The sequence below is a fragment of the Spiribacter vilamensis genome, from assembly GCF_004217415.1.
Lineage (GTDB): Bacteria > Pseudomonadota > Gammaproteobacteria > Nitrococcales > Nitrococcaceae > Spiribacter > Spiribacter vilamensis.
Genome location: NZ_SHLI01000001.1, coordinates 401,639 through 423,743, shown reverse-complemented (window position 1 = coordinate 423,743; position 22,105 = coordinate 401,639). Strand labels below are relative to the sequence as shown.

Below are 22,105 nucleotides of genomic sequence, written 5' to 3'. Positions count from 1 at the left end.
CTCAGGGGATGCGCAGTGCCAGGAAGCGCTGACTCTGATCGCGCAGGACCAGCAGCGGCACACTCTGCCCCGATTCGAGGCCGTCAATAATGCTGGTAAACGGCTCGACGCCATCGACGGGCTCACTGTTCACCCTCGTGATGACATCGCCGGATTCAATCCCGGCATCAGCGGCAGGCCCGCCGCTAACGCCGGCGACGACCAGCCCCGTCACGTCATCATCCAGTCCCAGTGCGTCTCGCCGTTCTGCGTTCAGCGGCTCGACCGCCAGGCCAAGTTCCTCGAAAACACCGGGCTGGGCGCGCGACTGCTCGTTGCTTTGCTGACCCATGTCGTCAGGCAGCTGAGCCAGCTCGACTTCCAGCTTTTCACGCTCGCCATTGCGCATCACGACCACCGGCACCGTCGAGCCGACTGTCGCCTGACCCACCATCGGTGGCAGCGCCCCGGATGTCGCGACGTCGTTGCCGTTGAATTCAAGCACCACATCACCGGGCTCAAGCCCCGCCGCACCCGCCGGGCTGTCTGGCAGCACCTGCGCGATCAACGCACCCTCGGGACGATCCATGCCGAACGATTCGGCGAGATCACGTGTGACATCCTGAATAACGACTCCGAGCCAGGCACGATTCACCTCGCCGCCGTCGCGGAGCTGATCGGCGACGTCCATCGCCAGTTCGATCGGAATCGCGAACGAAATACCCTGGAAACCGCCCGACCGACTGTATATGTGGGAATTGACCCCGATCACCTCGCCATCGAGATTGAACAGTGGACCACCGGAGTTACCCGGATTGATCGCCACATCGGTCTGCAGGAAGGGGATGTAGTTTTCCATCGGCAGGCTGCGCTGCTTGGCGCTGATAATCCCGGCGGTTACCGAGTATTCGAAGCCGAACGGCGACCCGATGGCGAGCACCCATTCACCGACCTCGACTTCCGAAGACTTGCCGGTCCTGACCGTCGGCATGCCCTCGCCGTCCACCTTCAGCAGCGCCAGATCCGCCCGATCATCGGCGCCGACAAGCTCGGCGACCATCTGGCGACGATCATTCAGGCGGACGATAATCTCGTCTGCGTCCTCGACGACATGGTTATTGGTGAGGATGTAACCGTCCTCGGAAATGATGAATCCCGAGCCGAGCGATCGGGCATCACGACGCGGCGAGCGCTGCCCGTCGTCATCCCTGAAGCGATCCATGAAATCGCGAAAAGGATGCCCTTCCGGCAGGTCGTCGGGATCAGGCATCCCGGGCATATCGGGCATCCCGCCGCGATTGCCCTGAACGGACTGCGTCGTGCTGATATTCACGACCGCCGGGCTGTTTTCACGGACCATATCCGTGAATTCGGGGAGATTCTGTGCGAGTGCGCCGGTGCTGAAAACCATGAACGCTGTCGCCAGCGCGGTGATCAGCCGAAGGAGCGGTCGCGAAGTCGGCGTTGAAATAGACATAGGATTACTGGCCTGTAGCGTTGCTGTCGCTTTCGCGCACCAGTGACGTCGATATACGGCGGACGGTTGCCGCGGGCACTTGCCCGACCACCAGCGTCTGCACGCCATCAAGAGTGCGCGCGTGGATGTTCACTCCGCCCATGCTCATCGGACCTTCGAGGGGATTCGGTGCGTCGTGTCGCTCGATATAGACGGATACGGTCGCCATGCCGTCCGAAAACACCATGTGACGAACGGGCGTCTCGCGGTTGGAGAGCGTCTGAGCGCGGTCGGTCTGCAGCGTGAAACCCTCCGGCAAGTCCGTCACGGACCAGGCAACCTGAACGGGGACTTGCTCGTCATCGCCCTCGACACGCTGCGTCAGCCGATCGAATGACGTCCCATCCTCTGCCAGAACGGGATCGAGCGCCTCCGGCGCAAGGCGATCGCGGAATTCGAGATCGACGATTAAAAAGCGCTCCACGGACGTTGAATCCTGATCGATCACATCGGCGCGAAGCACCAGGCCGGTCTTTCGGTCAAGCCAGAGGGCGTAGCCGTAGCGGAACTCGTCCCGAGGGGCCAGCCGAATCCGCTGCACCGGGCGATCGGCGATCCGGTCATCACCGTCGACATTGAGCTCATAGTGCTCGTCAAGCCGCTCGATCTCGTCGGGGCCGGGCAGTCCGATCGAGCGGCCGGAATATCGTTGCGCCAGCCGTCCGGACGCGGACGGCATCAGGTAGGTTGTCGTCTCGGAGGTGCGCAGAATCTCGCGCTGCGGCCCGGATAAGGTCATGAGCCTCTCGCGGAGGCGGGAATCTTCCGCAACATCACGCCACAGCCGCAGCGCCTCGATGTGACTACCCTGCTCGTAGACGACATCGGCTACGAAGCTGTGGCGCTCTCCGGCACCACTCGCCTTCTCGATCCAGCCGGACGCGGTTTGCGGTTGCTGTGCAGCAGCACCGACGGAGGCAACCAGCGCGAGCGTCGGCAGGACAGCGCGCCGGCACACCTGCCGCCATAGGCTGCCCGAACTAGCGCTCGGCGTCATGACCAATGGTTCGTACCGACTCCAAAGTGCCACCGATAGGCCGCGTGGCGGATTGATCATTGTGGTCCATGAAATACGGCTGCAGCTGCCGGCGTAGCTGCTCATCCAGCGAGTCGTTCGCTACCGGGTCCTGGCTAGCCTGTCCGCCGACACGGGATAGTGTTCCCACGGTTGGCTCGGCGGCGATTTGAACAGTCGAGGAAGTGCTATCAGGACGGGTGGGGTCGGGCACCAGGGGCCAGGCGACAACCAGGGCGAGCGCTACACTGGCGGCGATCGCTATGCCGCCGATGGGCTGGGCCATGAAAAAGACCCGTCTCCATTTACCCGAGGTATCGCCCTCGCTTCTTTCATGGGGGGCCTCGGCCTCGAGATGCCGGCGGACGCGGTCCGCAAGACCGGCGGCCTCGGGAGCCGATTCGTTGCGCGCCGCGGCGCCAATGGCGTAATAGCGAGCCAGCGCCGCTCGCAGCTCTTCATCCGACTCCAGACGACGCTCGAGGAAACGGCGCTCGTCCCGACCGAGCTCTTCATCTACGTAGGCAGAGAGTTGTTGGTAAATATCATCCTGCATCGTTGTCACCCATCTGTGCCGGATACCAGCGGCCGCAGCCGCTTATCAATTGACTCTCGGGCGCGGAATATCCGCGACCGCACGGTTCCTATCGGGCAATCCATCGCCTCTGCAATTTCCTCGTAGGTGAGCCCCTCGAATTCGCGGAGTGTGATCGCTGTTCGCAGATCATCCGGCAAATCGCCAATGGCGCTCATCACTGTGTCCTGCACCTGATCGCGCTGCGCGAGCGCTTCAGGTGACTCCTGATCCTTCAGACGCGATTCGATGTCATATCGTTCAGCGTCCTGGGCATCAATATCGCTGTCGGGTGGACGCCGGCCCTGCGAAACCAGGTGGTTCTTGGCGGTGTTGATCCCGATCCGATAGAGCCATGTGTAGAAGCTGCTATCACCGCGAAAGCGGGGCAAGGCACGGTATGCCTTGATAAACGCCTCCTGCGAGACGTCCAGCGCTTCGGCATGGTCGTGTACATAGCGGGATATGAGCTTGACGAGCTTGTGCTGGTATTTGAGAACCAACAGGTCGAAGGCTTTCTTATCGCCCGCCTGAACACGCTCTACCAACTCCTTGTCCGCATTAGCGGTACTCATTAACCCTCCGCGTAGACTTTCGAGTCTGGTAGAAGTTCAGGAACGCCAAGAGGCTATCGGATACCGGAACAGCCGGCAAACGCATCACCGCTGGCGAACCTCGCAGCGAAGCCGACGATGACTCTCGCCATTCAGTGCATCGGCAGGAACAACCAGTGTCCGGCGTCCCCGTGACCCGCCGAGTGACAGAACAACAAGGATCGGCGAGACGAACGCATCCTCGAGCCGTCTTCGCTCTTCAATGCCGTCGCCTCGCCGCAGGTGCACGATGCCGTCGGGAAGTATCAGGAAGTCAATGACCGCGTGAGAACGGCCAGGCCAGTGTAAGCGCGCCGACTGACCGGCTACGAGGAGTGTTATCACTCCGAGCGCCCATCGCACGGGCAGTGGCACCCCCGGAGTCGATACCAGCACGCCGGTCGTGCAAGCGGGAACTGCAAGCAGGAAGCCGCATAACGCCCGGCTAGGTGTGAGTCGATAGGCCGGAGACGCCCCGGACCCGGTTAACGATATCAACGAAGGCGCCCTCCCTGGGCCGATGGCCGTTAACCAGCCAATCGATCAGATGATCATCTTCGCAGGCGAGCAGCCGATCGAAGTCTGCCCGGCCGTTCGCATCGAGCTCCTCGTAGCCATGGCTCGGATCATCGAGGAACCGCGTGAGCAACCGATCCAGTTCCGTCGTCCCGCGCCGGCAGCGCCAGCGCAGTCTCGACAACTCGCTCATTCGCCCGCCCGGCCCTACTGCCGGGCCACCATGAGGCGCTTGATTTCCGCAATCGCCTTCGCCGGGTTGAGTCCCTTGGGACAAGCGGATGCGCAGTTCATGATCGTATGGCAACGATAGAGCTTGAAGGCGTCGTCCAGATCGTCCAGCCGCCCCGCGGTATCCTCGTCGCGACTGTCGGCGATCCAGCGGTAGGCCTGCAGCAGCACCGCCGGTCCGAGATAGCGATCCGGGTTCCACCAGTAACTCGGGCAGGACGTCTGGCAGCAGGCACACAGAATGCATTCATAGAGACCGTCAAGCTCCTCGCGATCCTCCGGACTCTGGAGCCGTTCGCGGTCCGGCGGCGTGGGTGTCTCCGTGCGCAACCAGGGCCGGATCGAGGCGTACTGCGCGTAGAAATGCGTCATATCCGGGACCAGGTCTTTCACCACCCGCATCGACGGAAGCGGGTAGATACGGACGTCGCCGTCGATTTCGTCAATCGACTGAATGCACGCCAGCGTGTTGCGGCCATCGATGTTCATCGCACAGGAACCGCAGATCCCCTCGCGGCAGGATCGCCGGAAGGTCAGCGTCGGGTCGATCTCGTTTTTGATCTTCACGAGGGCGTCGAGCACCATCGGTCCGCAGGTATCCAGATCCACCTCGTAGGTATCCAGACGCGGGTTCTGACCACCGTCGGGCTCCCAGCGGTAGACCTTGAATGTCCGGGTGTTATCGACTCCGGTGGGGGCGGCGTAGTGCTCGCCCTTCTTGATTCGGGAATTGGGGGGTAGTACGAACTGGGCCATGGCAAATCTCTCCTGGAATCAGTACACGCGCTTTTTCGGGGGAATCACTTCCATCTCGTCAGTCAGCGTCGTCATGTGTACCGGCCGGTAATCAAGCTGGACGTCACCGTTCTCCTGCAGCCAGGAAACGGTATGCTTCATCCAGTGCTCGTCATCACGCTCGCTGTAGTCCTCCCGGGCATGGGCACCGCGACTTTCCTGCCGGTTGAGTGCCGAGTCCATGCTGGTCACGGCATTGCCGAGCAGGTTCTCGAGCTCGAGCGTCTCGACCAGATCGGTATTCCAGATCAGTGAGCGATCGGTCAGCTTGACATCGTCGAGCATGGCGCGGATCTCGTGAATCCGCGAATGCCCCGTAACGAGCGTCTCGTCGGTGCGGAAGACGGCTGCGTACTCCTGCATGGTCTTCTGCATCTGGTCGCGAATATCCGCGGTGGGGTTTTGGCCATCGGCATGACGCAGCCGGTCCAGGCGAGACAGCGCATAGTCCGCACTGTCCGCCGGCAAGGGCTTGTGCTCACCGGTCTCGGCCACGATCTCTGCTGCGCGGATCGCAGCGGCACGACCGAATACCACCAGGTCGAGCAGAGAATTGGAGCCGAGCCGGTTGGCGCCATGCACCGAGATGCAACCGGCCTCGCCGATTGCCATCAGCCCGGGGACCACCGCGTCGGGATCGCCGTCCCGTGGCGCCACGACCTCGGCGCGATAGTTGGTCGGAATGCCGCCCATATTGTAGTGCACCGTGGGCAGCACGGGGATCGGCGACTTCGTGACGTCAACGCCCGCGAAGATCTTCGCCGTCTCGGCGATGCCCGGCAGCCGCTGGTTGATCACCTCCGGCCCGAGGTGCTCGAGATGGAGATGGATGTGATCGGCATTCGGCCCCACACCCCGGCCCTCGCGGATCTCCACCGTCATCGAGCGTGACACCACATCACGCGATGCAAGGTCCTTGGCGTTGGGGGCATAACGCTCCATAAAGCGCTCGCCATCCGAGTTGGTCAGGTAGCCGCCCTCGCCTCGAACACCCTCGGTGATCAGGCAGCCGGCGCCATAGACGCCCGTGGGATGGAACTGGGTGAACTCCATGTCCTGGAGTGGCAGGCCCGCGCGCAGAACCATACCGCCGCCGTCACCGGTACAGGTATGCGCCGATGTGCAGGAAAACCAGGCCCGTCCGTAGCCGCCGGTAGCGAGCACCACGATATGGGCGCGGAAGCGGTGGATCTTGCCGGTGGCGAGCTCGAGGGCGATAACGCCCCGGCAGGCACCGTTTTCCATAATCAGATCGAGGGCGAAGAACTCGATGTGGAAATCGGCGGAGTGCGCCATCGACTGCTGATAGAGGGTGTGCAGGATGGCGTGGCCGGTCCGGTCCGCAGCGGCACAGGTCCGCTGTGCAGTCCCCTCGCCATACCGCGTTGTCATGCCACCGAAAGGCCGCTGGTAGATCTTGCCCTCCTCGGTCCGCGAGAACGGCACACCATAGTGCTCGAGCTCGATAATCGCGGGGATGGCCTCGCGGCACATGTACTCGATCGCGTCCTGGTCGCCGAGCCAGTCCGAGCCCTTGATCGTGTCGTAGGCGTGCCAGCGCCAGTCATCCTCGCCCATATTTCCGAGTGCGGCGCTGACCCCACCCTGGGCGGCGACGGTGTGACTCCGCGTGGGGAAAACCTTGGTGACGCAGGCGGTCTTGAGCCCCTTGGCGGCCATGCCGAAAGTGGCGCGTAGACCGGCTCCACCGGCGCCCACCACCACGACGTCGTAGCTGTGATCGATAATCTCGTAATCGGTGCTCATTCGGTCAGCCTCCGAGCGCAATCTTGAATAGGGCGAAAATCGCCGACACAGCCAGCAGGGCTGCCAGGAAACGCACGCCGGTCACCAGCGCAATACGCACTCCCTTGTGACTGACGTAGTCCTCGAGCACGACCTGCAGCCCCAGAGACGCGTGATAGAAGAGCACGCCGAAGGCAATGACCAGCACAACCGCGTTGACCGGATTGCCCAGCCAGGTGACCGTGCCTTCGTACCCGCCGCCCGTGTGTGTCGCGAGGCCGACAACCAGCCACAGCATCAGCGGCACCATGGCCACTGCGCTCAGACGCTGCATCCACCAGTGGGAAGCGCCGTGATGGGAAGCCCCCAGACCCTGGGCGCGTTTGAGTGGAGTCCGATAATCCATCGCTTTTCTCCTTAGACCAGGGCGATGAGCCAGGCGAGCAATGTAAGCACGGCGGCGGCGCCAATCGCAGCCTGGCCAGAGCGATGTGCGGTTTTCAGATCGAACCCGTAGCCGACATCCCACACCAGGTGCCGAATCCCGTTGCACAGGTGGTAGAACAGGACAAATGTCCACAGGAAGATCAGCACCTGGACCGGCAGGCTGCCGAGGAAGGCATTGGCGGTCGCATAGGCCTCGGGCCCGGCTGCCGCGGCAATCACCCAGTAGACCAGAACCAGCGCCCCGCCCGAGAGCAGCACACCACTGACGCGGTGGCTGATCGAAGTCAGAGCGGTAAAGGGAAGTCGGTAGACTTGCAGGTGTGGCGACAGGGGACGGTTATCCGAACTCATCTCAGCGCTCTCCGGGGGGTAGTCCGTGATTGGAATTATTCCCGTAAATTACGCCCAAGCAGCGCTTCGCGCAATATCGCGGCAGTGCAGCAAACTGGCCCGACGCCACTCAGAAATCGGTGCAGCGGCCGTTACTCTCCCAGTCGCCGTAGCGCGTCGGTTCGGGACCCCGCTTGCCGCCAATTTCCCGCGGCCAGGTCTCCGGACGCTGCCAGTCAACCGCTTCGGTATCGGGCGTTTCGGTGGTGGCGTCCTGCTCTGCCGACTCGGAGGGCACTTCAGGTTCCTGATGCTGATTCTTTTCCGGTGATTGATCGGTCATCGCTTTTGCTCCAGGTACACGTAAAAGCCGTCAGGTGGCATCCTGTACGACAGCGGATTGCATCATTCTATCCGCCTTCAAGCTCGGAGCCGATCATGCGTGAACCCTGGAACACCCTCCTCGCTCGATCAGCGGAGACGGTCGTGACCGCGCTGGCAACGCCGGACGAAATGGAAATGGCACTCGGCGACAGCGGCGTGATCTGTCCACTGCCGTCGCTGGGTATGCTCCATGTCGCCGGCGACGACGCCGTCGCCTTTTTGCAGAAACAGCTCAGCCAGGATGTCGCCGGGCTCGATGGATCACGCAGCACGCTTGCCGCCTGGTGTAATGCCAAGGGCCGCACGCGGGCCGTGTTCCGCGTGATCCCCAGTGATACCGGGCTGATCCTGCTCGCCGATGCCGAATTGCTCGAGGCCATCCGCCCGACCCTGCAGATGTTCATTCTGCGCTCGCAGGTGGCGCTGACTGACCTGGCGCCCGAGGAAGGGGCACTGGGAATGGCCGGCCCCGCGGCCGTGAGCCTGTTGACCGAGGGCGCGGGATCGCTACCCGATTCACCGGGGGGCGTCGTCCGTGCCGGCGATCTTCACGTGGTTGCCCTACCCGGAGCAGTGACAACGCGCTACCTCGTCATCGCCCCCACCGATCAGCTCGCGGCATTCTGGGGCCGTTATCGGGATGCCCTGACCGAGGGCAACGAGGACTTCTGGCACCTGCAGGCGATCCGCGCCGGCCTCCCGGATCTTACCCTGCCGGTGAGCGAGTCGCTCGTGCCAACGATGCTCAACCTCGAGCCCCTCGGCGGAATCAGCTACGAAAAGGGCTGCTATCCCGGCCAGGAAGTGGTGGCGCGCATGCACTATCGCGGCCAGCTCAAGCGCCGGCTCTATCGCGCTGCCCTGGCTGGTGATCCCCCGGCTGCCGGAACGGCCGTGGAGGATAATGAGGGCACTGAAGCCGGTGTCGTCATCAATGCGGCGCCGGCATCCGGGGGTGGCAGCGAACTGCTCGCGGTATTGCGCATCGAAAAGGCGGATAGCGACCTCCGGGTCGAAACGCGATCACTCCAGCTGCTCGATCTACCCTACGCGCCGCCCCACTGACGGCGCTGCGCGACCACAGGCGATTGCCCATGTCATCCGATGCCCCCGCCCGACACCGGCTTCGGTCGATATTCTTCCGATTGTTATTGCCAGTGATCATCCTCGGCCTCGCCGCCGGCGGCTACGTCTGGCTGAAACAAAGCGGACCCACCCCCCCGCAGGCCGATGTCGCCGAGCGTGAATGGCTGGTGGATACGACCACAATCCAGCCCGCAACCTATCACCCGCGCCTGACGCTGACCGGCGAGGTCGACAATCCCGACCGGGTATCGGTCAAGGCACCGATCCAGGCGCAGGTAAAGGCCCTGCCGGTAGCGGATGGCCAGGCTGTCGCGTCCGGCGAATTGCTGTTCGCCCTTGACCCCGCCGATTACGAGCCGCTCCTGCAGCAGGCCGAGGCGAACCTCGCTGATCTCGAGGCACAGATCACCCAGGCTCGGCGCGCACACGAGAGCGATCAGGCGGCGCTCGAGATCGAACAGGCGCTGGTCAACAATGCGCAGCGCTCGCTGGAGCGGACTCTCGACCTGCGCGAACGCGACCTCGCCTCCCCCTCGGAGGTTGAAGCAGCGCGGGATGCAGTTAACCAGGCCCGTCTCGCAGTGACCGCCAGAGACGAACGCGTCGCCACCTTCGAATCACGACTCGAATCCCTCCGCGCACGCCGTGACGCCGCCCGCGCCGATGTCTCGAGCGCTCGCCGCGATGTTCGGCGGTCACAATACGAGGCACCCTCCGCGGGGCTGGTCGCGGACCGACAGGTGGCGGTGGGCTCACGCGTCAACGCCAGCGAGACCCTGCTCACCTTCCTGCCCCGCGACGGGTTCGAAGTGCGCGCCCTGATACCGAGTCAATATGCCGACGTCATCCATGATGCGCTGGTCCGCGGCGAAGCACCTCGGGCCGAGGCACCACTGCTCGGTGGCGGCGCCCGGTTGCAGCTGGTGAGGCTGACCGGCGAGGCCAGCGGTCGTGGTGTCACCGGCGTGTTCACGTTTGAATCGCCCGGCGATCAACTGCGACCGGGGATTGTTACCAGCCTGTCGTTAATCATGCCGGCGATTGAAGATGCGATCGCCTTGCCACGCAGCGCCCTCTACGGCAACGACCGGGTCTACCGGGTGCGCGATGGCCAGCTCGAGCGCGTCGGCGTCGAGCATCTCGGCACCACGCAGATCAACGGCATGCAGCGCGTCCTCATACGCAGCGATGAACTGGCTGCCGGCGATCGAGTCGCCACCACGCAGCTGCCCAATGCGGTATCGGGTCTGCGCGTGCAGGTCGACGACAGCGCCGGGGCCGAGCAGTGAGCGAAACCCCCGGATTGCTGGAACGCTTCGCACGACACCGGGTTGCTTCGCACCTCGTCATGATCCTGATGATCCTGGGGGGACTGTTCGCCATCTCGCGGATGAACGTGCAGTTCTTCCCCAATTTCTCCATCGACGTGGTCACGGTTTCCGTCGTCTGGAGCGGCGCCTCGGCGGAAGACGTCGAACGCGGCATCACCGAACCGCTCGAGGAGCGGCTGCGCGCGGTCCCCGACGTCAGCAAGATGACCTCCACATCGGCGCAGGGGATCTCGAGCATCACACTCGAGTTCGTGGAAGGGACGGATACCGTGCTCGCTCTGGCCGATGTGCGTGAGCAGGTCGACAGCTTTCGCAATCTGCCGGCGAATGCCGAAACGCCACGGATCAGCCGGGCACCGGAGTTCGATCCGGTGGCCCGTGTCCTGATCCACGGCGATGTCGACCGATCGGCCCTGCGAACCTGGGCGGATCAGTACGAACGCGAACTGGTTGAAAGCGGTATCGACCGCATCACCGTCAACGGCGTGCCCGAACAGCAGATCGCCATCGCCGTGCCATCCGAGCGCCTCCCCCAGCTCGACCTGTCCCTGCCACAGATCTCCGAGCGCATCGCCAGCCGATCGGCGGATGTCCCGGCCGGTGAATTCGGCAGTGCCGATGGCGGGCGCGAGCTGCGAGCCGTCGAGCAGCGCCGCAACGTACTGGAATTCGCCGATTTGCCCATTATCAGCGGCGCTCGAAGCGAGATCACCCTGGGCTCTGTCGCCTCGATCCGCGAAATGCCCCGCAACGACTCCGTACTCATGCGGCACGAGGGTGAGCCAGCCGTCGAGCTGGTGCTGCAGAGAGCCCAGCACGGGGACAGCCTGGAATCGGCGCGTGCACTCGAGGAGTGGGTAGCCGATACCCGGCTGGAAATGCCGTCGGCACTGGAGCTGACCCTCTACGACCAGTCCTGGCAGTTGATCCGCGATCGCATCAATCTACTGGTCACCAACGGGCTGGGTGGACTGGTACTGGTCCTGATCCTCCTCTACCTGTTTCTACCCGCACGGGTCGCCTTCTGGGTCGCGGTAGGCATCCCGTCCGCCTTCCTGGCTGCACTGGCGATCCTCTGGCTCATCGGCGGCAGTATCAACATGATCTCGCTGTTTGCGCTGATCATGGCGCTGGGCGTGATTGTCGATGACGCGATCGTGGTAGGCGAGGATGCGGATGCGCATTTCCGGGGCGGTGAACCGCCCCTGCTGGCCTCGGAGGGGGCCGCGCGGCGGATGTTCTGGCCGGTCATGGCGTCGTCGCTCACCACCGTCGCCGCGTTCATGCCATTACTGGTAGTGGGGGGCACGGTGGGGCAGATTCTGCGTGACATCCCCATCGTCATGATCTGCGTGATCGCCGCCTCACTGGTGGAGAGCTTCCTCGTCCTGCCCGGGCATCTGCGCGGCGCGTTCACGGGCCGCGTCCGGACCGGCGACGGACCCGCCACCGGGGTGCTGAACCCGAGGGTCTGGCGGGAGGCCTTCGAGCGCGGTTTCGATCGCTTCCGTCAGCGCTATTTCCGCAGCGCCGTGCATTTCGCCGTCGGCCATCGAGCGGTGACGTTATCAGTGGCGGCCGCGAGCGTCGTCCTCGCCGTCGGGCTCATCGCGAGCGGCCGGCTCGGATTCACCTTCTTCCCGACGCCCGAATCACAGATCATCTACGCAAACGCGACTTTTGTCGCGGGCACCGACCGCCAGACAATGGAGACCTTTCTCGACGAACTCGAGCGAAGCCTGGCGGAGACCGAGTCGGAAGCAGGCGAGCCGCTGATACAGACCGCCATAACGCGGGCCGGCGGGACAATCGGCGGCGGTGGCGGCACCCAGGGCGACCAGCTCGGCTCAATGCTGATCGAGCTCACGCCGCCCGACGCCCGGCAGACCCGCAACACGGAATTCATTCGCGACTGGAAAGCCAACACCCACGTGCCGCCCGGTATGGAGAACTTCTCCATCTCGTCCCGACAGGGCGGCCCGCCCGGCGCCGATCTGACAGTACGCCTGACCGGTCCCCGAACCGAGTCCCTGAAGGCGGCGGCCGTCTCGCTCACCGAGACGCTCGACGGCGTACCGGGTGTGGTCGACGTGAACGATGATCTCCCTTACGGACGACAGCAGATCACCTTCTCGGTCAACGCCCAGGGTCGGGCCCTGGGCCTGTCGACGCAGGAGGTCGGTTCCCAGTTACGGGGCGCCTATGACGGCGTATTGAGCCAGATCTTCCAGTCCGGACCCGATGAGATGGAGGTCCGGGTAATGCTGCCGCCGGAGGAACAGCGCCAGATCGCCTCGCTGGCCGATCTCAGTATCCGAACGCCCGGGGGGCGTTTCGTGCCGGTCATGCAGGTTGTTGATCTGGGTGCCCAGCGGGGCTTCGAGGCGATCCGCCATGCCGAGGGTCGTCGCGCGGTAGAGGTTTCCGCCTCCCTCGATCGCGAGACCGCCAACGCGGACAGGCTGAGTGCCTCCCTGCGCGGGGAGACACTGCCGCGGCTCGCGGAGCGTCACGGCATCGAGTACAGCTTCGAGGGCCGCCAGGCCGACCAGCGCGACACCCTGGCAGACATGAAATTCGGTCTGTACCTCGGGCTGGCGCTCATGTCGATCGTCCTGGTCTGGGTCTTCTCCGCCTGGACGCTGCCCCTGATCGTCATGCTGGTCATCCCGCTGGGCCTGGTCGGTGCCATCTTCGGGCACTGGGTAATGAGCATCGAACTGACCATCCTGTCGCTGTTCGGCCTGTTCGGGCTCTCCGGCATCGTCGTCAACAACGCCATCATCCTCGTCACGTTCTACCGCGATCAGCTCGCCGAGGGTTTGAGTGTCAACGCGGCCCTCGAAGAGGCGGCCGTTCGCCGGCTGCGGGCAGTCATGCTGACATCGCTGACCACCATCGGAGGGCTGACGCCACTGCTGTTCGAGACATCGCTACAGGCACAGTTCCTTATCCCGATGGCGACCTCCATCGCCTTCGGTCTCGGTTACTCCACCCTGCTGGTGCTGTTCGTAATCCCGGCGCTGCTCTCGATTCACGCCTCGATCGGGCAGAGAATGGCCGCATGGCGGGCGGCGCTGGCCTAGTCGCGGGGACGCATCGCCGGGAATAGCAGGACATCGCGTATCGAGGCACTGTCGGTCAGCAGCATCACCAGCCGGTCGATACCGATCCCCTCGCCCACCGCCGGCGGCATGCCGTACTCGAGGGCGCGGATATAATCGGCGTCGTAGTGCATGGCCTCTTCATCGCCCGCGGCCTTTTCCTCTACCTGGCGGCGAAAGCGCCGTGCCTGATCCTCGGCGTCGTTGAGCTCGGAGAAACCGTTGGCGATCTCGCGACCGGCGACGATGAGCTCGAAGCGCTCGGTCACGGTCGGGTCGTCGTCACGGGGCCGGGCCAGCGGCGAGACCTCCACCGGATAATCAGTCACAAAGGTCGGCTGGATCAGCGCCGATTCCGCCGTTTTCTCGAACACCTCGAGCAGGATCTTTCCGGTGCCCCACTGCGGCTGGATCGCAATGCCGAGTGACTCGGCGTGACGCGCGAGGGCTGCCGGATCGTCGACCTCGGTGCCCAGCGCAGGATTATGCTCGATGACCGCCTCGCGAACGCTGACGCGCCTGAAGGCGGGCGCCAGGTCGATCGCCTCGCCCTGCCACTCGATCTGCTCGCGACCCACCACCTCGCCGGCCAGCTGGCGCAACAGCACCTCGGTGAAGTCCATCGCGTCCCGGTAATCGGCATAGGCCTGGTAGAACTCGAGCATCGTGAATTCCGGGTTATGCCGGGTCGAGACGCCCTCGTTGCGGAAGTTGCGATTGATCTCGTAGACACGCTCGATGCCGCCCACCACCAGGCGCTTGAGATAGAGCTCCGGAGCGACCCGCAGGTAGAGATCGATATCCAGCGCGTTGTGGTGGGTGACGAACGGCCGGGCCGCTGCACCGCCGGGAATGGGCTGCATCATCGGCGTTTCCACTTCGAGGAAACGACGCTCGTGGAAGGCATCCCGGATCGTGCGGATAATCCGGCTGCGCATCGTGAAGATCCGCTGCGACTCCGGGTTGGTCATGAGATCGAGATAGCGTTGCCGATAGCGCGCTTCCGTATCGCCGAGGCCGTGATACTTGTCCGGCAGCGGTCGGAGTGACTTGGTCAGCAGCCGCAACTCGTCGCAATGGACCGACAGTTCACCGGTCTGCGTACGCATCAGCGTACCGGCCGCGCCGACAATATCCCCGGCATCCCAGCCCTTGAACGCCGGGTAGACGTCCCCTGGCAGATCGTCGCGGCGGACGAAAAGCTGGATATCTCCCGACATATCCCGGAGCGTGGCAAAGCTCGCCTTTCCCATGACCCGCTTGCGAATGAGCCTCCCGGCGATCTGCACCCGCGTCGGCGCCGCCGCCAGCTGTTCGGCGTCGTGACCGGCATAATCCGCCTGCAGATCCGCCGCCATCGCGTCGCGTCGGAAATCATTGGGGAATGCCGACCCTCCGGCGCGCCACTCGTCGAGTTTGCGGCGCCGCTCGGCGATCAGGCGGTGTTCGTCCTGCTCTTCAGCCATGCTGTTCTCTTTTTCCGAATCGTCCGGCGTTTCACCGACCTACAGGCCGGCCTTGAGACTCGCCTCTATGAATGGGTCCAGGCCCCCGTCCAGTACGGCCTGGGTATTACCGACCTCGACACCGGTGCGCAGATCCTTGATCCGGCTCTGGTCGAGGACGTAGGAGCGGATCTGACTGCCCCAGCCGATATCGGACTTGGCATCCTCCACCGCCGCGGCCTGCTCGCGCTGCGCCTCCATTTCGCGCTCGTAGAGTTTGGCGCGCAGCTGGTTCATGGCGGTTGCCCGGTTCTTGTGCTGCGAGCGGTCGTTCTGGCACTGCACCACGATTCCGGTGGGCTGGTGGGTGATACGCACCGCCGATTCGGTCCGGTTGACGTGCTGGCCACCCGCACCACTCGCCCGGTAGACATCGATGCGCAGATCAGAGGGATCGACCTCGATATCCACGTTCTCGTCGATCTCCGGGCTGACGAACACCGAGGCGAACGAGGTATGGCGGCGGTTGCCCGAATCGAAGGGCGATTTGCGCACCAGCCGATGGACGCCGGTCTCGGTGCGCAGCCAGCCGAAGGCATAGTCCCCCTCGACCCGGATCGTCGCACTCTTGAGGCCCGCCTGGTCGCCCTCCGAGACCTCGATGAGGTCGGCCTTGAAGCCCCTGTGCTCGATCCAGCGCAGATACATCCGTAGCAGCATGTCCGCCCAGTCCTGGGCCTCGGTGCCGCCCGAGCCGGCCTGGATATCCACGAATGCGTTGGTGGGATCCATTTCACCGGAGAACATGCGCCGGAACTCGAGGCTCTGAATCAGGCGCTCATGGGCGGCCAGATCCGCCTCCACCGCCGCGAGCGTCTCGTCGTCGTCCTCTTCGCGGGCCATTTCGAGTAGCTCGCCGGCCTCGTCCAGGCCGCTGTTCAGACCGCGCAGCTGGTTGACCATCCGGTCCAGTGACGCGCGTTCGCGATTCAGGTTCTGGGCGCGCTCCGGATCATTCCAGACATCGGGCTGTTCGAGCTCGCGGGTGACCTCTTCGAGGCGTTCTTCCTTTCCCGTGAGGTCAAAGATACCCCCTCAGGGACTCATTGCGTCCCTTCAGGTCGTCGAGCTGGCTGGCGAGCTGGTTACTGTCGAGCACGGTATTCCTCTTGTCTGTCGGTCAATCGATGGGGCCCTAGCGGACCGTTTCCCAGGCGCGGGCGAGGCGCTTTTCGGAGACTCGCTCACGGGTACCGAGATCCTGGGCGAACAGCGAAACCCGGTACTCCTCGACAAGCCACCGAATCTGCTCGAGCGCCGGATCGCGGATTGCGCGTCGGGCGTGCCGGGCGAACGCCTCATCAAGGCGACGCTGATGCGGCTGAATGGCGGCCAGGCCGGCCTGATCCCGGCTCGGGTCACGCTGCAGGCGCTCGACGCGGCGCTGGATCGCGGTCAGATAACGCGGCAGATCGTCGAGTCGAGCCGGCTCGGTCTCGAGTAGAAACCCCGGATAGACCAGCCCGTCCAGCTGCTGGCGGATGTCCTGGTAACTGTCCATCATCCCCAGCGGAATATCGCCCTTGAGCGCGCGTCGCACCTGCTTCTGGCGTGCAAGGATATCAGAGACGCGGTCACGCAGCTGCTCGGCAAAGGGGAGGATCGCCGTGCGTCCCGACTCGCAGGTCTCGAGCCAGCCCGCCCGGTCCCGCGGCACCGCCCCGGCAAGAAAGACCTGGTCGAACACGGCCTGGGCGAACTCGCGCTTGAAGGCATCCGCATCGCCGACATCGCGATAGTCGATCGCCATGCGATCCAGCCCCGGCAGCCCCCGGCGCAAATGGCGCGCCTGCTGCGCAAAGCGCTTCATGAGCAGCTGACGAACCCCTCCCCGATGCGCGGCGGCCGCGCGCTCCGGCCCATCCAGCAGCCGCAGCGCCACCTCGTTACCCTCGGCGCAAAGCGCCGGATAGCCCTGCAGCTCGATACCGCCCTGCGTGAACGGGACACGATCGGGCAGATCACCAACATCCCAGTCAGTGATGCCGGTGCGCTCGAATCCACTGTCCGCCGGGGCGTTGAAATCCGCCGCCGCATCGTCGGCATGGGCGCGCTGCAGCGCCGGCAGATCGCGGCCGCTGCCGAGTCGCTCGCCCCGGTCGTCGAGCACCTCGAAGCGCATTTGCAGATGATTCGGCAGGACCAGCTCATCCCAGATACCTCCGGGGATATCGATACCGGTCATGCGCCGTAATTCATCGCGTACGGCCGATTCCAGTGACCCGGTGCGTTCCGGTAGCGATTCCAGCACGGCGCGGGCAAAGTCGGGCACCGGCACGAAATGCCGCCGCAACGACTTCGGCAGTGCCCGAATGAGCGTAACGACTTTCTCCTCGAGCAGACCCGGCACCAGCCACTCGAACGGTTCAGGGACGAGCGCATTCAGGGCGGCCACCGGAACGCAGACGCTGACGCCGTCGACCTCGTCCCCCGGCGAGAATGAATAGCGCAGCGGTAGATGGACGCCGTTCACGGCGAGGGTGTCCGGGTAGTCGGCAACACCCTCGGACACACCCCGGGCCATCAACTGCTCGCGGTCGAGCCGCAGCGGGGTGTCGTCGCCCCCCTGGCGCAGCCAGCGATCGAGGCTCGGGCCATCGACGACATCCGCGGGGAGTGCGCCATCGTAGAACGCCGCGAGGGCCTCGTTATCCACCAGCACATCACGGCGTCTCGCCTTGGCCTCGAGGGCCTCGACTTCGGCGATCAATGCCCGGTTGGCCTGGAGGAATGCCGGCGGCTCCGGCGGCGGGTCACCCAGCAGACCATCGCGGATGAATATCGACCGCGCCTCCTCCGGTGCGACCCGGGCATGGTCAACCTTGCGGCCGCTGACGATCGGCAGGCCGTAGAGCGTGACATCCTCGCGTCCGAAGACCTTGCCCTTCTCCGCATCCCACCACGGGTCGTGATAACGGTGCTTGAGCAGGTGACCGGCCAGCGGCTCGATCCACTCCGGGCGCACCTCGGCCACTACCCGTGCAAACACCCGGCGGGTCTCCACCAGCTCGGCGGCCATGATCCAGCGCGGCCGCTTGCGCGCGACCCCGGATCCGGGATGGATCGCAAGCTTCAGCCCGCGCGGCCCGCGATACTCCTCACCGTCTTCGCGGCGCGCGATGTTCGACAGAAAACCGCTTAGCAGCGCCCGATGGATCGCGACCGGTTTGGCCGGCGCGTCGTTTTCGACCAGCCCCATATCGTGAACCAGGGTACGTAGCTGCGAGTGTGTATCCGCCCATTCCCGCATCCGCACATGGGAGAGGAAATGCTCGTGACACCAGGCCTGCAGCTTGCGACGGTTCAGGTGGTGGGCCTGCTCGCGATAGGCGTCCCAGATCCGCAGCAGCCCGCCGAAATCGGACTGCTTGTCCTGCCAGTCGGACTGGGCGGCATCGGCCGCCTCGCGCCGGTCCATGGGTCGCTCACGCGGATCCTGCACGGACAGGGCGGCGGCGAGCACCAGTAGCTCGCGGAGCGCCCCCTCGCGGTCACCGGCAAAAAGGATACGGGCGATCCGCGGGTCCACCGGGAGCCGGGCGAGCCGGCGCCCCAGGGGCGAGAGATGCTGACGACGGTCGAGGGCGCCCAGCTCATCGAGGAGTTTGAGCCCGTCTTTCACATAACGCGGGTCGGGGGGCTCGATGAACGGGAAACGCTCGATGGCGCCCAGGCGCAGATGCTTCATCTGCAGGATCACCGAGGCCAGGTTGGTACGCAGGATTTCCGGATCGGTAAACGCCGGCCGGGCCTCGAAATCGGCCTGGTCGTAGAGCCGGATACAGACACCCGGGCCCTCGCGCCCGCAACGGCCGGCACGCTGGTCGGCACTCGACCGGGCCACCGGCTCCACCGGCAGGCGCTGGACCTTGGTGCGAAAACTGTAGCGGCTGATCCGCGCCAGCCCGCTGTCGACCACGTAACGAATGCCCGGCACCGTGAGCGAGGTCTCGGCGACGTTGGTGGCGAGCACAATGCGTCGGCCGCGATGCGCTGCGAACACGCGTTGCTGCTCGGCGGCGGAGAGTCGCCCGAAAAGCGGCAGGATTTCGGTCTGGGGTGGATGGTGCTTGCGAAGCGCCTCGGCGCATTGGCGGATCTCGCGCTCTCCGGGCAGGAACACCAGGACATCGCCCCGCCCCAGCCCGGCCAGCTCGTCGACCGCCTCGAGCACGCCCTGGCGCAGGCTACGCTCGCGCTCGTCCTCGGACTGCTCGATCAGCGGGCGGTAGCGGACCTCGACGGGCCAGGTCCGCCCCGAGACCTCGATCACCGGCGCATCGTCGAAATGCTTTGAAAAGCGCACCGGGTCGATCGTCGCTGACGTAATAATGACCCGTAGATCGGGACGCTGCGGCAAAAGCCGCTTGATATAGCCGAGCAGGAAATCGATGTTCAGGCTGCGCTCATGGGCCTCATCGATGATGAGCGTGTCATAGCCCTCGAGGCGCTCATCGGCCTGGGTTTCGGCCAGTAACATGCCATCGGTCAGCAGCTTGACCCGGGTCTGCGGGCGGGTCTGGTCGCTAAAGCGCACCCGGTATCCAACGCCACTGCCCACGTCCGTGGCGCATTCCTCGGCCACGCGGGCCGCGAGACTGCGGGCCGCGATACGCCGGGGCTGGGTGTGGGCAATCACGCCATCGATGCCCCGCCCCAGATCGAGCATCAGTTTGGGCAACTGCGTGCTCTTTCCCGAGCCGGTCTCGCCACAGATGACCACCACCTGGTGATCGCGCACCGTAGCCTTGATCTCCTCGGCATGCTCAAGGACCGGGAGATCGAGCTGATAGTCGGGACGCAGCTCGATGGACTCGCGGGCGGTCCGCGCCTGTGCATGCCGCTGCGGCGAAGGTCGTGATCGGCGCCTAGCCATTCCCACCATCGTTCTGCGCTGATGGCCCCGCGCCGGATCGGCGCCGCGTCCGAGGCGCCGACCGGGGATCGAATCGCAACGCCTCTATCTCCCAGGAGTCATCGTCGCAGGCGAGCACAAGGCAGCCAGGGCCACCATTGGTACGCGTGCGACCGGCGGCCCCGGGATTCAGCACCCAGGGCGTGTCGCGCCGGTCGACACACTGGCGGTGGCTATGGCCATAGACCACGGCGCGGCAATCCGCGAACTGACGCCGGTAGCGGCGGTGCCGCTGTTCCACGGTCCCGCCATCATCGCCATGAACGAGCCGGATCCGGCCACCGGGCAGATCCACGGTGGCATCGCCCGGGAGTCGGGCGAGCATATCGCGCTCGGCATCGGCCCAGTGCTCGACATCGTCGTTGTTGCCCCGAATCGCGACGGACTCATGTTTCGGGTGCATGGCAAATAGAACATCGGCACCGCCGACGTCACCGGCATGCAGGGCAATGTCACAGTCGCGGATACGATCGGCGATGCGCTGATCGAGGAAACCGTGCGTATCCGCGAGAATGGCAATCCGGGCGGTACGTCCGGTCATGCCTGCGCAAAGCCCTCGTCAATGGCGGCCGCCAGGGCGGAATAGTCACGGGTGACAGGGAACTGTGGAAACGCCGTGGTGACGTTATCGGGGGCGTGGAAGAATATCCCCTGCCCCGCGGCCGTCAGCATGCTCGTGTCGTTGTAGGAGTCGCCGGCGGCGACCACCGAGAAATTGAGCCCGCGCAGCGCTTCGACAGCGGCGCGCTTGTGATCCGTCATCCGCAGCTGATAGCCGATGATCCGCCCGTCGTCGCGGGTCTCGAGCCGATGGCAGAAAAGCGTCGGCCAGTTCAGCTGGCGCATGAGCGGCCAGGCAAACTCGTAGAACGTATCGGACAGGATGATCACCTGATACCGAGTCCGTAGTGTATCGAGGAATGCGCGCGCGCCATCGAGCGGCGCCATCCGGTCGATGACCGCCTGGATATCCGGCAGTCCGAGTTTGTGCGCCGCCAGGGTTTCGATTCGCATCCGCATCAACTCATCATAGTCAGCGACGTCACGCGTGGTCGCGCTCAATGCGTCGATACCGGTCAATGCCGCGAAATCGATCCAGATTTCCGGGACAAGCACGCCCTCGAGATCCAGGCAAACAATATTCACGCGGGGTTATTCCTCTACCGAAAGGCTAGCGGACGGTACGATTTTTCCACCCGGGCTGCAAGGCATTGAACTTCCGTGACAACGCCCTTATCCAATGAGATATTGATGGTAGTTGCATCATTGTCCCAACGGAGGAAGACAACAATGGCTCAGGATTTTCGCACCTCGATCGCCGGTGATCGCTCGACCGGCAACTCGGTGCTGGCAACCAACAAGGTACTGCGCAACACTTACGCGCTGTTGTCGCTGACCCTCGTGTTCAGCGCCGCCATGGCGGGCGTCGCCATGGCCACCAATGCACCGCCGATGCACTGGCTGATGGTGCTTGGCGGTTACTTCGGCCTGCTGTTTCTAACCACGTGGCTCCGCAACAGCGTCTGGGGACTGGCCAGTGTTTTTGCACTGACCGGATTCATGGGATTCACGCTCGGGCCCATCGTCAGTCTCTATGTCGGGGCATTCAGCAACGGCGCGGAACTGGTGATGATGGCACTGGGTGGCACGGGCATGATCTTCCTTGGCCTGTCCGCCTATGCACTGACGACCCAGCGTGATTTCAGCTTCCTGCGCGGATTCATCTTCGCAGGCGTGCTCGTGGCATTCGCCGGTTCCATCGTGGCCATCCTGTTCTCGATCCCGGCGCTGTCGCTGGCCGTGAGTGCGGCATTCGTCGTGCTGATGAGCGCGCTGATCCTCTACCAGACCAGCGAGATCATCAACGGCGGTGAGACGAACTACATCATGGCGACAATCACGTTGTACGTGACGATCTACAACCTGTTTCTCAGCCTCCTGCAGCTCCTCGCCGCGTTCGCCGGCGAGCGCTGATCGACCGCGGCGCCCGGGCGCCATCAAGGCCCCGCCCGATCGTTGATCGGGCGGGGCTTTTTAT

General features: G+C 64.3%; 20 protein-coding genes. 4 read left to right on the top strand and 16 right to left on the bottom strand.

From position 1 onward, the window contains the following. Position 1 precedes the first annotated feature (1 nt). The 11 genes from EV698_RS02135 to EV698_RS02085 form a co-directional block, all read right to left on the bottom strand. Positions 2 to 1,390, bottom strand: a complete 1,389-nt coding sequence (locus EV698_RS02135; RefSeq protein WP_239016179.1) for a DegQ family serine endoprotease — start codon at positions 1,388 to 1,390, stop codon at positions 2 to 4. A gap of 70 nt (positions 1,391 to 1,460) precedes the next feature. Then, entirely contained in the window at positions 1,461 to 2,492 is a 1,032-nt protein-coding gene (locus EV698_RS02130) for a MucB/RseB C-terminal domain-containing protein (protein ID WP_165385694.1), read from the bottom strand. Further along, a complete protein-coding gene (locus EV698_RS02125) occupies positions 2,476 to 3,066 on the bottom strand; it encodes a sigma-E factor negative regulatory protein (protein ID WP_130502523.1) in 591 nt (196 codons plus the stop codon). The genes EV698_RS02130 and EV698_RS02125 overlap by 17 nt, the downstream gene beginning before the upstream one ends. 5 nt (positions 3,067 to 3,071) lie before the next feature. After that, entirely contained in the window at positions 3,072 to 3,659 is a 588-nt protein-coding gene (gene rpoE / locus EV698_RS02120) for an RNA polymerase sigma factor RpoE (RefSeq protein ID WP_130502522.1), read from the bottom strand. Between the two features lie 84 nt (positions 3,660 to 3,743). Further along, positions 3,744 to 4,175: a protein YgfX gene (locus tag EV698_RS10460; protein WP_338062117.1), complete on the bottom strand. Its 432-nt coding sequence runs from the start codon at positions 4,173 to 4,175 to the stop codon at positions 3,744 to 3,746. Continuing rightward, positions 4,123 to 4,386, bottom strand: coding sequence for an FAD assembly factor SdhE (locus tag EV698_RS02110; protein ID WP_130502520.1), 264 nt, complete (start codon positions 4,384 to 4,386; stop codon positions 4,123 to 4,125). Before EV698_RS02110 ends, EV698_RS10460 begins: the two co-directional genes overlap by 53 nt. A gap of 14 nt (positions 4,387 to 4,400) precedes the next feature. After that, positions 4,401 to 5,180: a succinate dehydrogenase iron-sulfur subunit gene (locus EV698_RS02105; protein ID WP_130502519.1), complete on the bottom strand. Its 780-nt coding sequence runs from the start codon at positions 5,178 to 5,180 to the stop codon at positions 4,401 to 4,403. Between the two features lie 18 nt (positions 5,181 to 5,198). After that, entirely contained in the window at positions 5,199 to 6,986 is a 1,788-nt protein-coding gene (gene sdhA / locus EV698_RS02100) for a succinate dehydrogenase flavoprotein subunit (RefSeq protein ID WP_130502518.1), read from the bottom strand. Between the two features lie 4 nt (positions 6,987 to 6,990). Beyond that, positions 6,991 to 7,371, bottom strand: a complete 381-nt coding sequence (gene sdhD / locus EV698_RS02095) for a succinate dehydrogenase, hydrophobic membrane anchor protein (protein ID WP_130502517.1) — start codon at positions 7,369 to 7,371, stop codon at positions 6,991 to 6,993. A gap of 11 nt (positions 7,372 to 7,382) precedes the next feature. Then, positions 7,383 to 7,763, bottom strand: a complete 381-nt coding sequence (sdhC, locus tag EV698_RS02090) for a succinate dehydrogenase, cytochrome b556 subunit (protein WP_130502516.1) — start codon at positions 7,761 to 7,763, stop codon at positions 7,383 to 7,385. Positions 7,764 to 7,872: 109 nt separating this feature from the next. Beyond that, on the bottom strand, positions 7,873 to 8,085 hold the full coding sequence (locus EV698_RS02085) for a DUF1674 domain-containing protein (RefSeq protein ID WP_130502515.1): 213 nt from the start codon (positions 8,083 to 8,085) through the stop codon (positions 7,873 to 7,875). A 95-nt stretch (positions 8,086 to 8,180) separates the two neighbouring features. Here EV698_RS02085 and ygfZ point away from each other — a divergent pair, with 95 nt between their 5' ends. Genes ygfZ through EV698_RS02070 form a run of 3 tightly spaced genes read left to right on the top strand, consistent with a single transcriptional unit; the run spans position 8,181 to position 13,629 of the window. Next, the gene (ygfZ, locus tag EV698_RS02080; RefSeq protein ID WP_130502514.1) at positions 8,181 to 9,191 is read left to right on the top strand and encodes a CAF17-like 4Fe-4S cluster assembly/insertion protein YgfZ; all 1,011 of its coding nucleotides are present in this window, start codon (positions 8,181 to 8,183) and stop codon (positions 9,189 to 9,191) included. A 29-nt stretch (positions 9,192 to 9,220) separates the two neighbouring features. Further along, positions 9,221 to 10,501: an efflux RND transporter periplasmic adaptor subunit gene (locus EV698_RS02075; RefSeq protein ID WP_130502513.1), complete on the top strand. Its 1,281-nt coding sequence runs from the start codon at positions 9,221 to 9,223 to the stop codon at positions 10,499 to 10,501. Then, positions 10,498 to 13,629, top strand: a complete 3,132-nt coding sequence (locus tag EV698_RS02070) for an efflux RND transporter permease subunit (protein WP_239016178.1) — start codon at positions 10,498 to 10,500, stop codon at positions 13,627 to 13,629. The genes EV698_RS02075 and EV698_RS02070 overlap by 4 nt, the downstream gene beginning before the upstream one ends. On the opposite strand, the gene lysS is transcribed toward EV698_RS02070, so the two are convergent. The 5 genes from lysS to thrH form a co-directional block, all read right to left on the bottom strand. Beyond that, complete coding sequence (gene lysS / locus EV698_RS02065) at positions 13,626 to 15,113, bottom strand: lysine--tRNA ligase (protein WP_130502512.1); 1,488 nt, start codon at positions 15,111 to 15,113, stop codon at positions 13,626 to 13,628. The two genes, EV698_RS02070 and lysS, sit on opposite strands and share 4 nt — an antisense overlap. Before the next feature lie 39 nt (positions 15,114 to 15,152). Further along, positions 15,153 to 16,251 (bottom strand): peptide chain release factor 2 gene (prfB, locus tag EV698_RS02060; RefSeq protein WP_130502511.1). Its coding sequence is split into 2 segments (ribosomal slippage): positions 15,153 to 16,175 and positions 16,177 to 16,251, totalling 1,098 coding nucleotides; the frame shifts between segments, so codons are not numbered across the junction. A 36-nt stretch (positions 16,252 to 16,287) separates the two neighbouring features. Next, entirely contained in the window at positions 16,288 to 20,028 is a 3,741-nt protein-coding gene (gene hrpA, locus EV698_RS02055) for an ATP-dependent RNA helicase HrpA (protein WP_130502510.1), read from the bottom strand. Then, the gene (locus EV698_RS02050) at positions 20,021 to 20,608 is read right to left on the bottom strand and encodes a metallophosphoesterase family protein (RefSeq protein WP_130502509.1); all 588 of its coding nucleotides are present in this window, start codon (positions 20,606 to 20,608) and stop codon (positions 20,021 to 20,023) included. Before EV698_RS02050 ends, hrpA begins: the two co-directional genes overlap by 8 nt. Continuing rightward, on the bottom strand, positions 20,605 to 21,213 hold the full coding sequence (thrH, locus tag EV698_RS02045; protein WP_130502508.1) for a bifunctional phosphoserine phosphatase/homoserine phosphotransferase ThrH: 609 nt from the start codon (positions 21,211 to 21,213) through the stop codon (positions 20,605 to 20,607). Before thrH ends, EV698_RS02050 begins: the two co-directional genes overlap by 4 nt. A gap of 144 nt (positions 21,214 to 21,357) precedes the next feature. On the opposite strand from thrH, the gene EV698_RS02040 reads away from it, so the two are divergent. Further along, entirely contained in the window at positions 21,358 to 22,041 is a 684-nt protein-coding gene (locus EV698_RS02040; protein WP_130502507.1) for a Bax inhibitor-1/YccA family protein, read from the top strand. The last annotated feature ends 64 nt before the right edge of the window (positions 22,042 to 22,105 follow it).

Coding starts and splice junctions, on each gene's coding strand:
- EV698_RS02105 (WP_130502519.1), bottom strand. CDS start 5,180: ATGGCCCAGTTCGTACTACCCCCCAATTCCCGAATCAAGAAGGGCGAG.
- hrpA (WP_130502510.1), bottom strand. CDS start 20,028: ATGGCTAGGCGCCGATCACGACCTTCGCCGCAGCGGCATGCACAGGCG.
- EV698_RS02110 (WP_130502520.1), bottom strand. CDS start 4,386: ATGAGCGAGTTGTCGAGACTGCGCTGGCGCTGCCGGCGCGGGACGACG.
- lysS (WP_130502512.1), bottom strand. CDS start 15,113: ATGGCTGAAGAGCAGGACGAACACCGCCTGATCGCCGAGCGGCGCCGC.
- EV698_RS02050 (WP_130502509.1), bottom strand. CDS start 20,608: ATGACCGGACGTACCGCCCGGATTGCCATTCTCGCGGATACGCACGGT.
- ygfZ (WP_130502514.1), top strand. CDS start 8,181: ATGCGTGAACCCTGGAACACCCTCCTCGCTCGATCAGCGGAGACGGTC.
- EV698_RS02135 (WP_239016179.1), bottom strand. CDS start 1,390: ATGGTTTTCAGCACCGGCGCACTCGCACAGAATCTCCCCGAATTCACG.
- EV698_RS02125 (WP_130502523.1), bottom strand. CDS start 3,066: ATGCAGGATGATATTTACCAACAACTCTCTGCCTACGTAGATGAAGAG.
- EV698_RS02040 (WP_130502507.1), top strand. CDS start 21,358: ATGGCTCAGGATTTTCGCACCTCGATCGCCGGTGATCGCTCGACCGGC.
- sdhC (WP_130502516.1), bottom strand. CDS start 7,763: ATGAGTTCGGATAACCGTCCCCTGTCGCCACACCTGCAAGTCTACCGA.
- rpoE (WP_130502522.1), bottom strand. CDS start 3,659: ATGAGTACCGCTAATGCGGACAAGGAGTTGGTAGAGCGTGTTCAGGCG.
- sdhA (WP_130502518.1), bottom strand. CDS start 6,986: ATGAGCACCGATTACGAGATTATCGATCACAGCTACGACGTCGTGGTG.
- EV698_RS02085 (WP_130502515.1), bottom strand. CDS start 8,085: ATGACCGATCAATCACCGGAAAAGAATCAGCATCAGGAACCTGAAGTG.
- EV698_RS02075 (WP_130502513.1), top strand. CDS start 9,221: ATGTCATCCGATGCCCCCGCCCGACACCGGCTTCGGTCGATATTCTTC.
- EV698_RS02130 (WP_165385694.1), bottom strand. CDS start 2,492: ATGACGCCGAGCGCTAGTTCGGGCAGCCTATGGCGGCAGGTGTGCCGG.
- sdhD (WP_130502517.1), bottom strand. CDS start 7,371: ATGGATTATCGGACTCCACTCAAACGCGCCCAGGGTCTGGGGGCTTCC.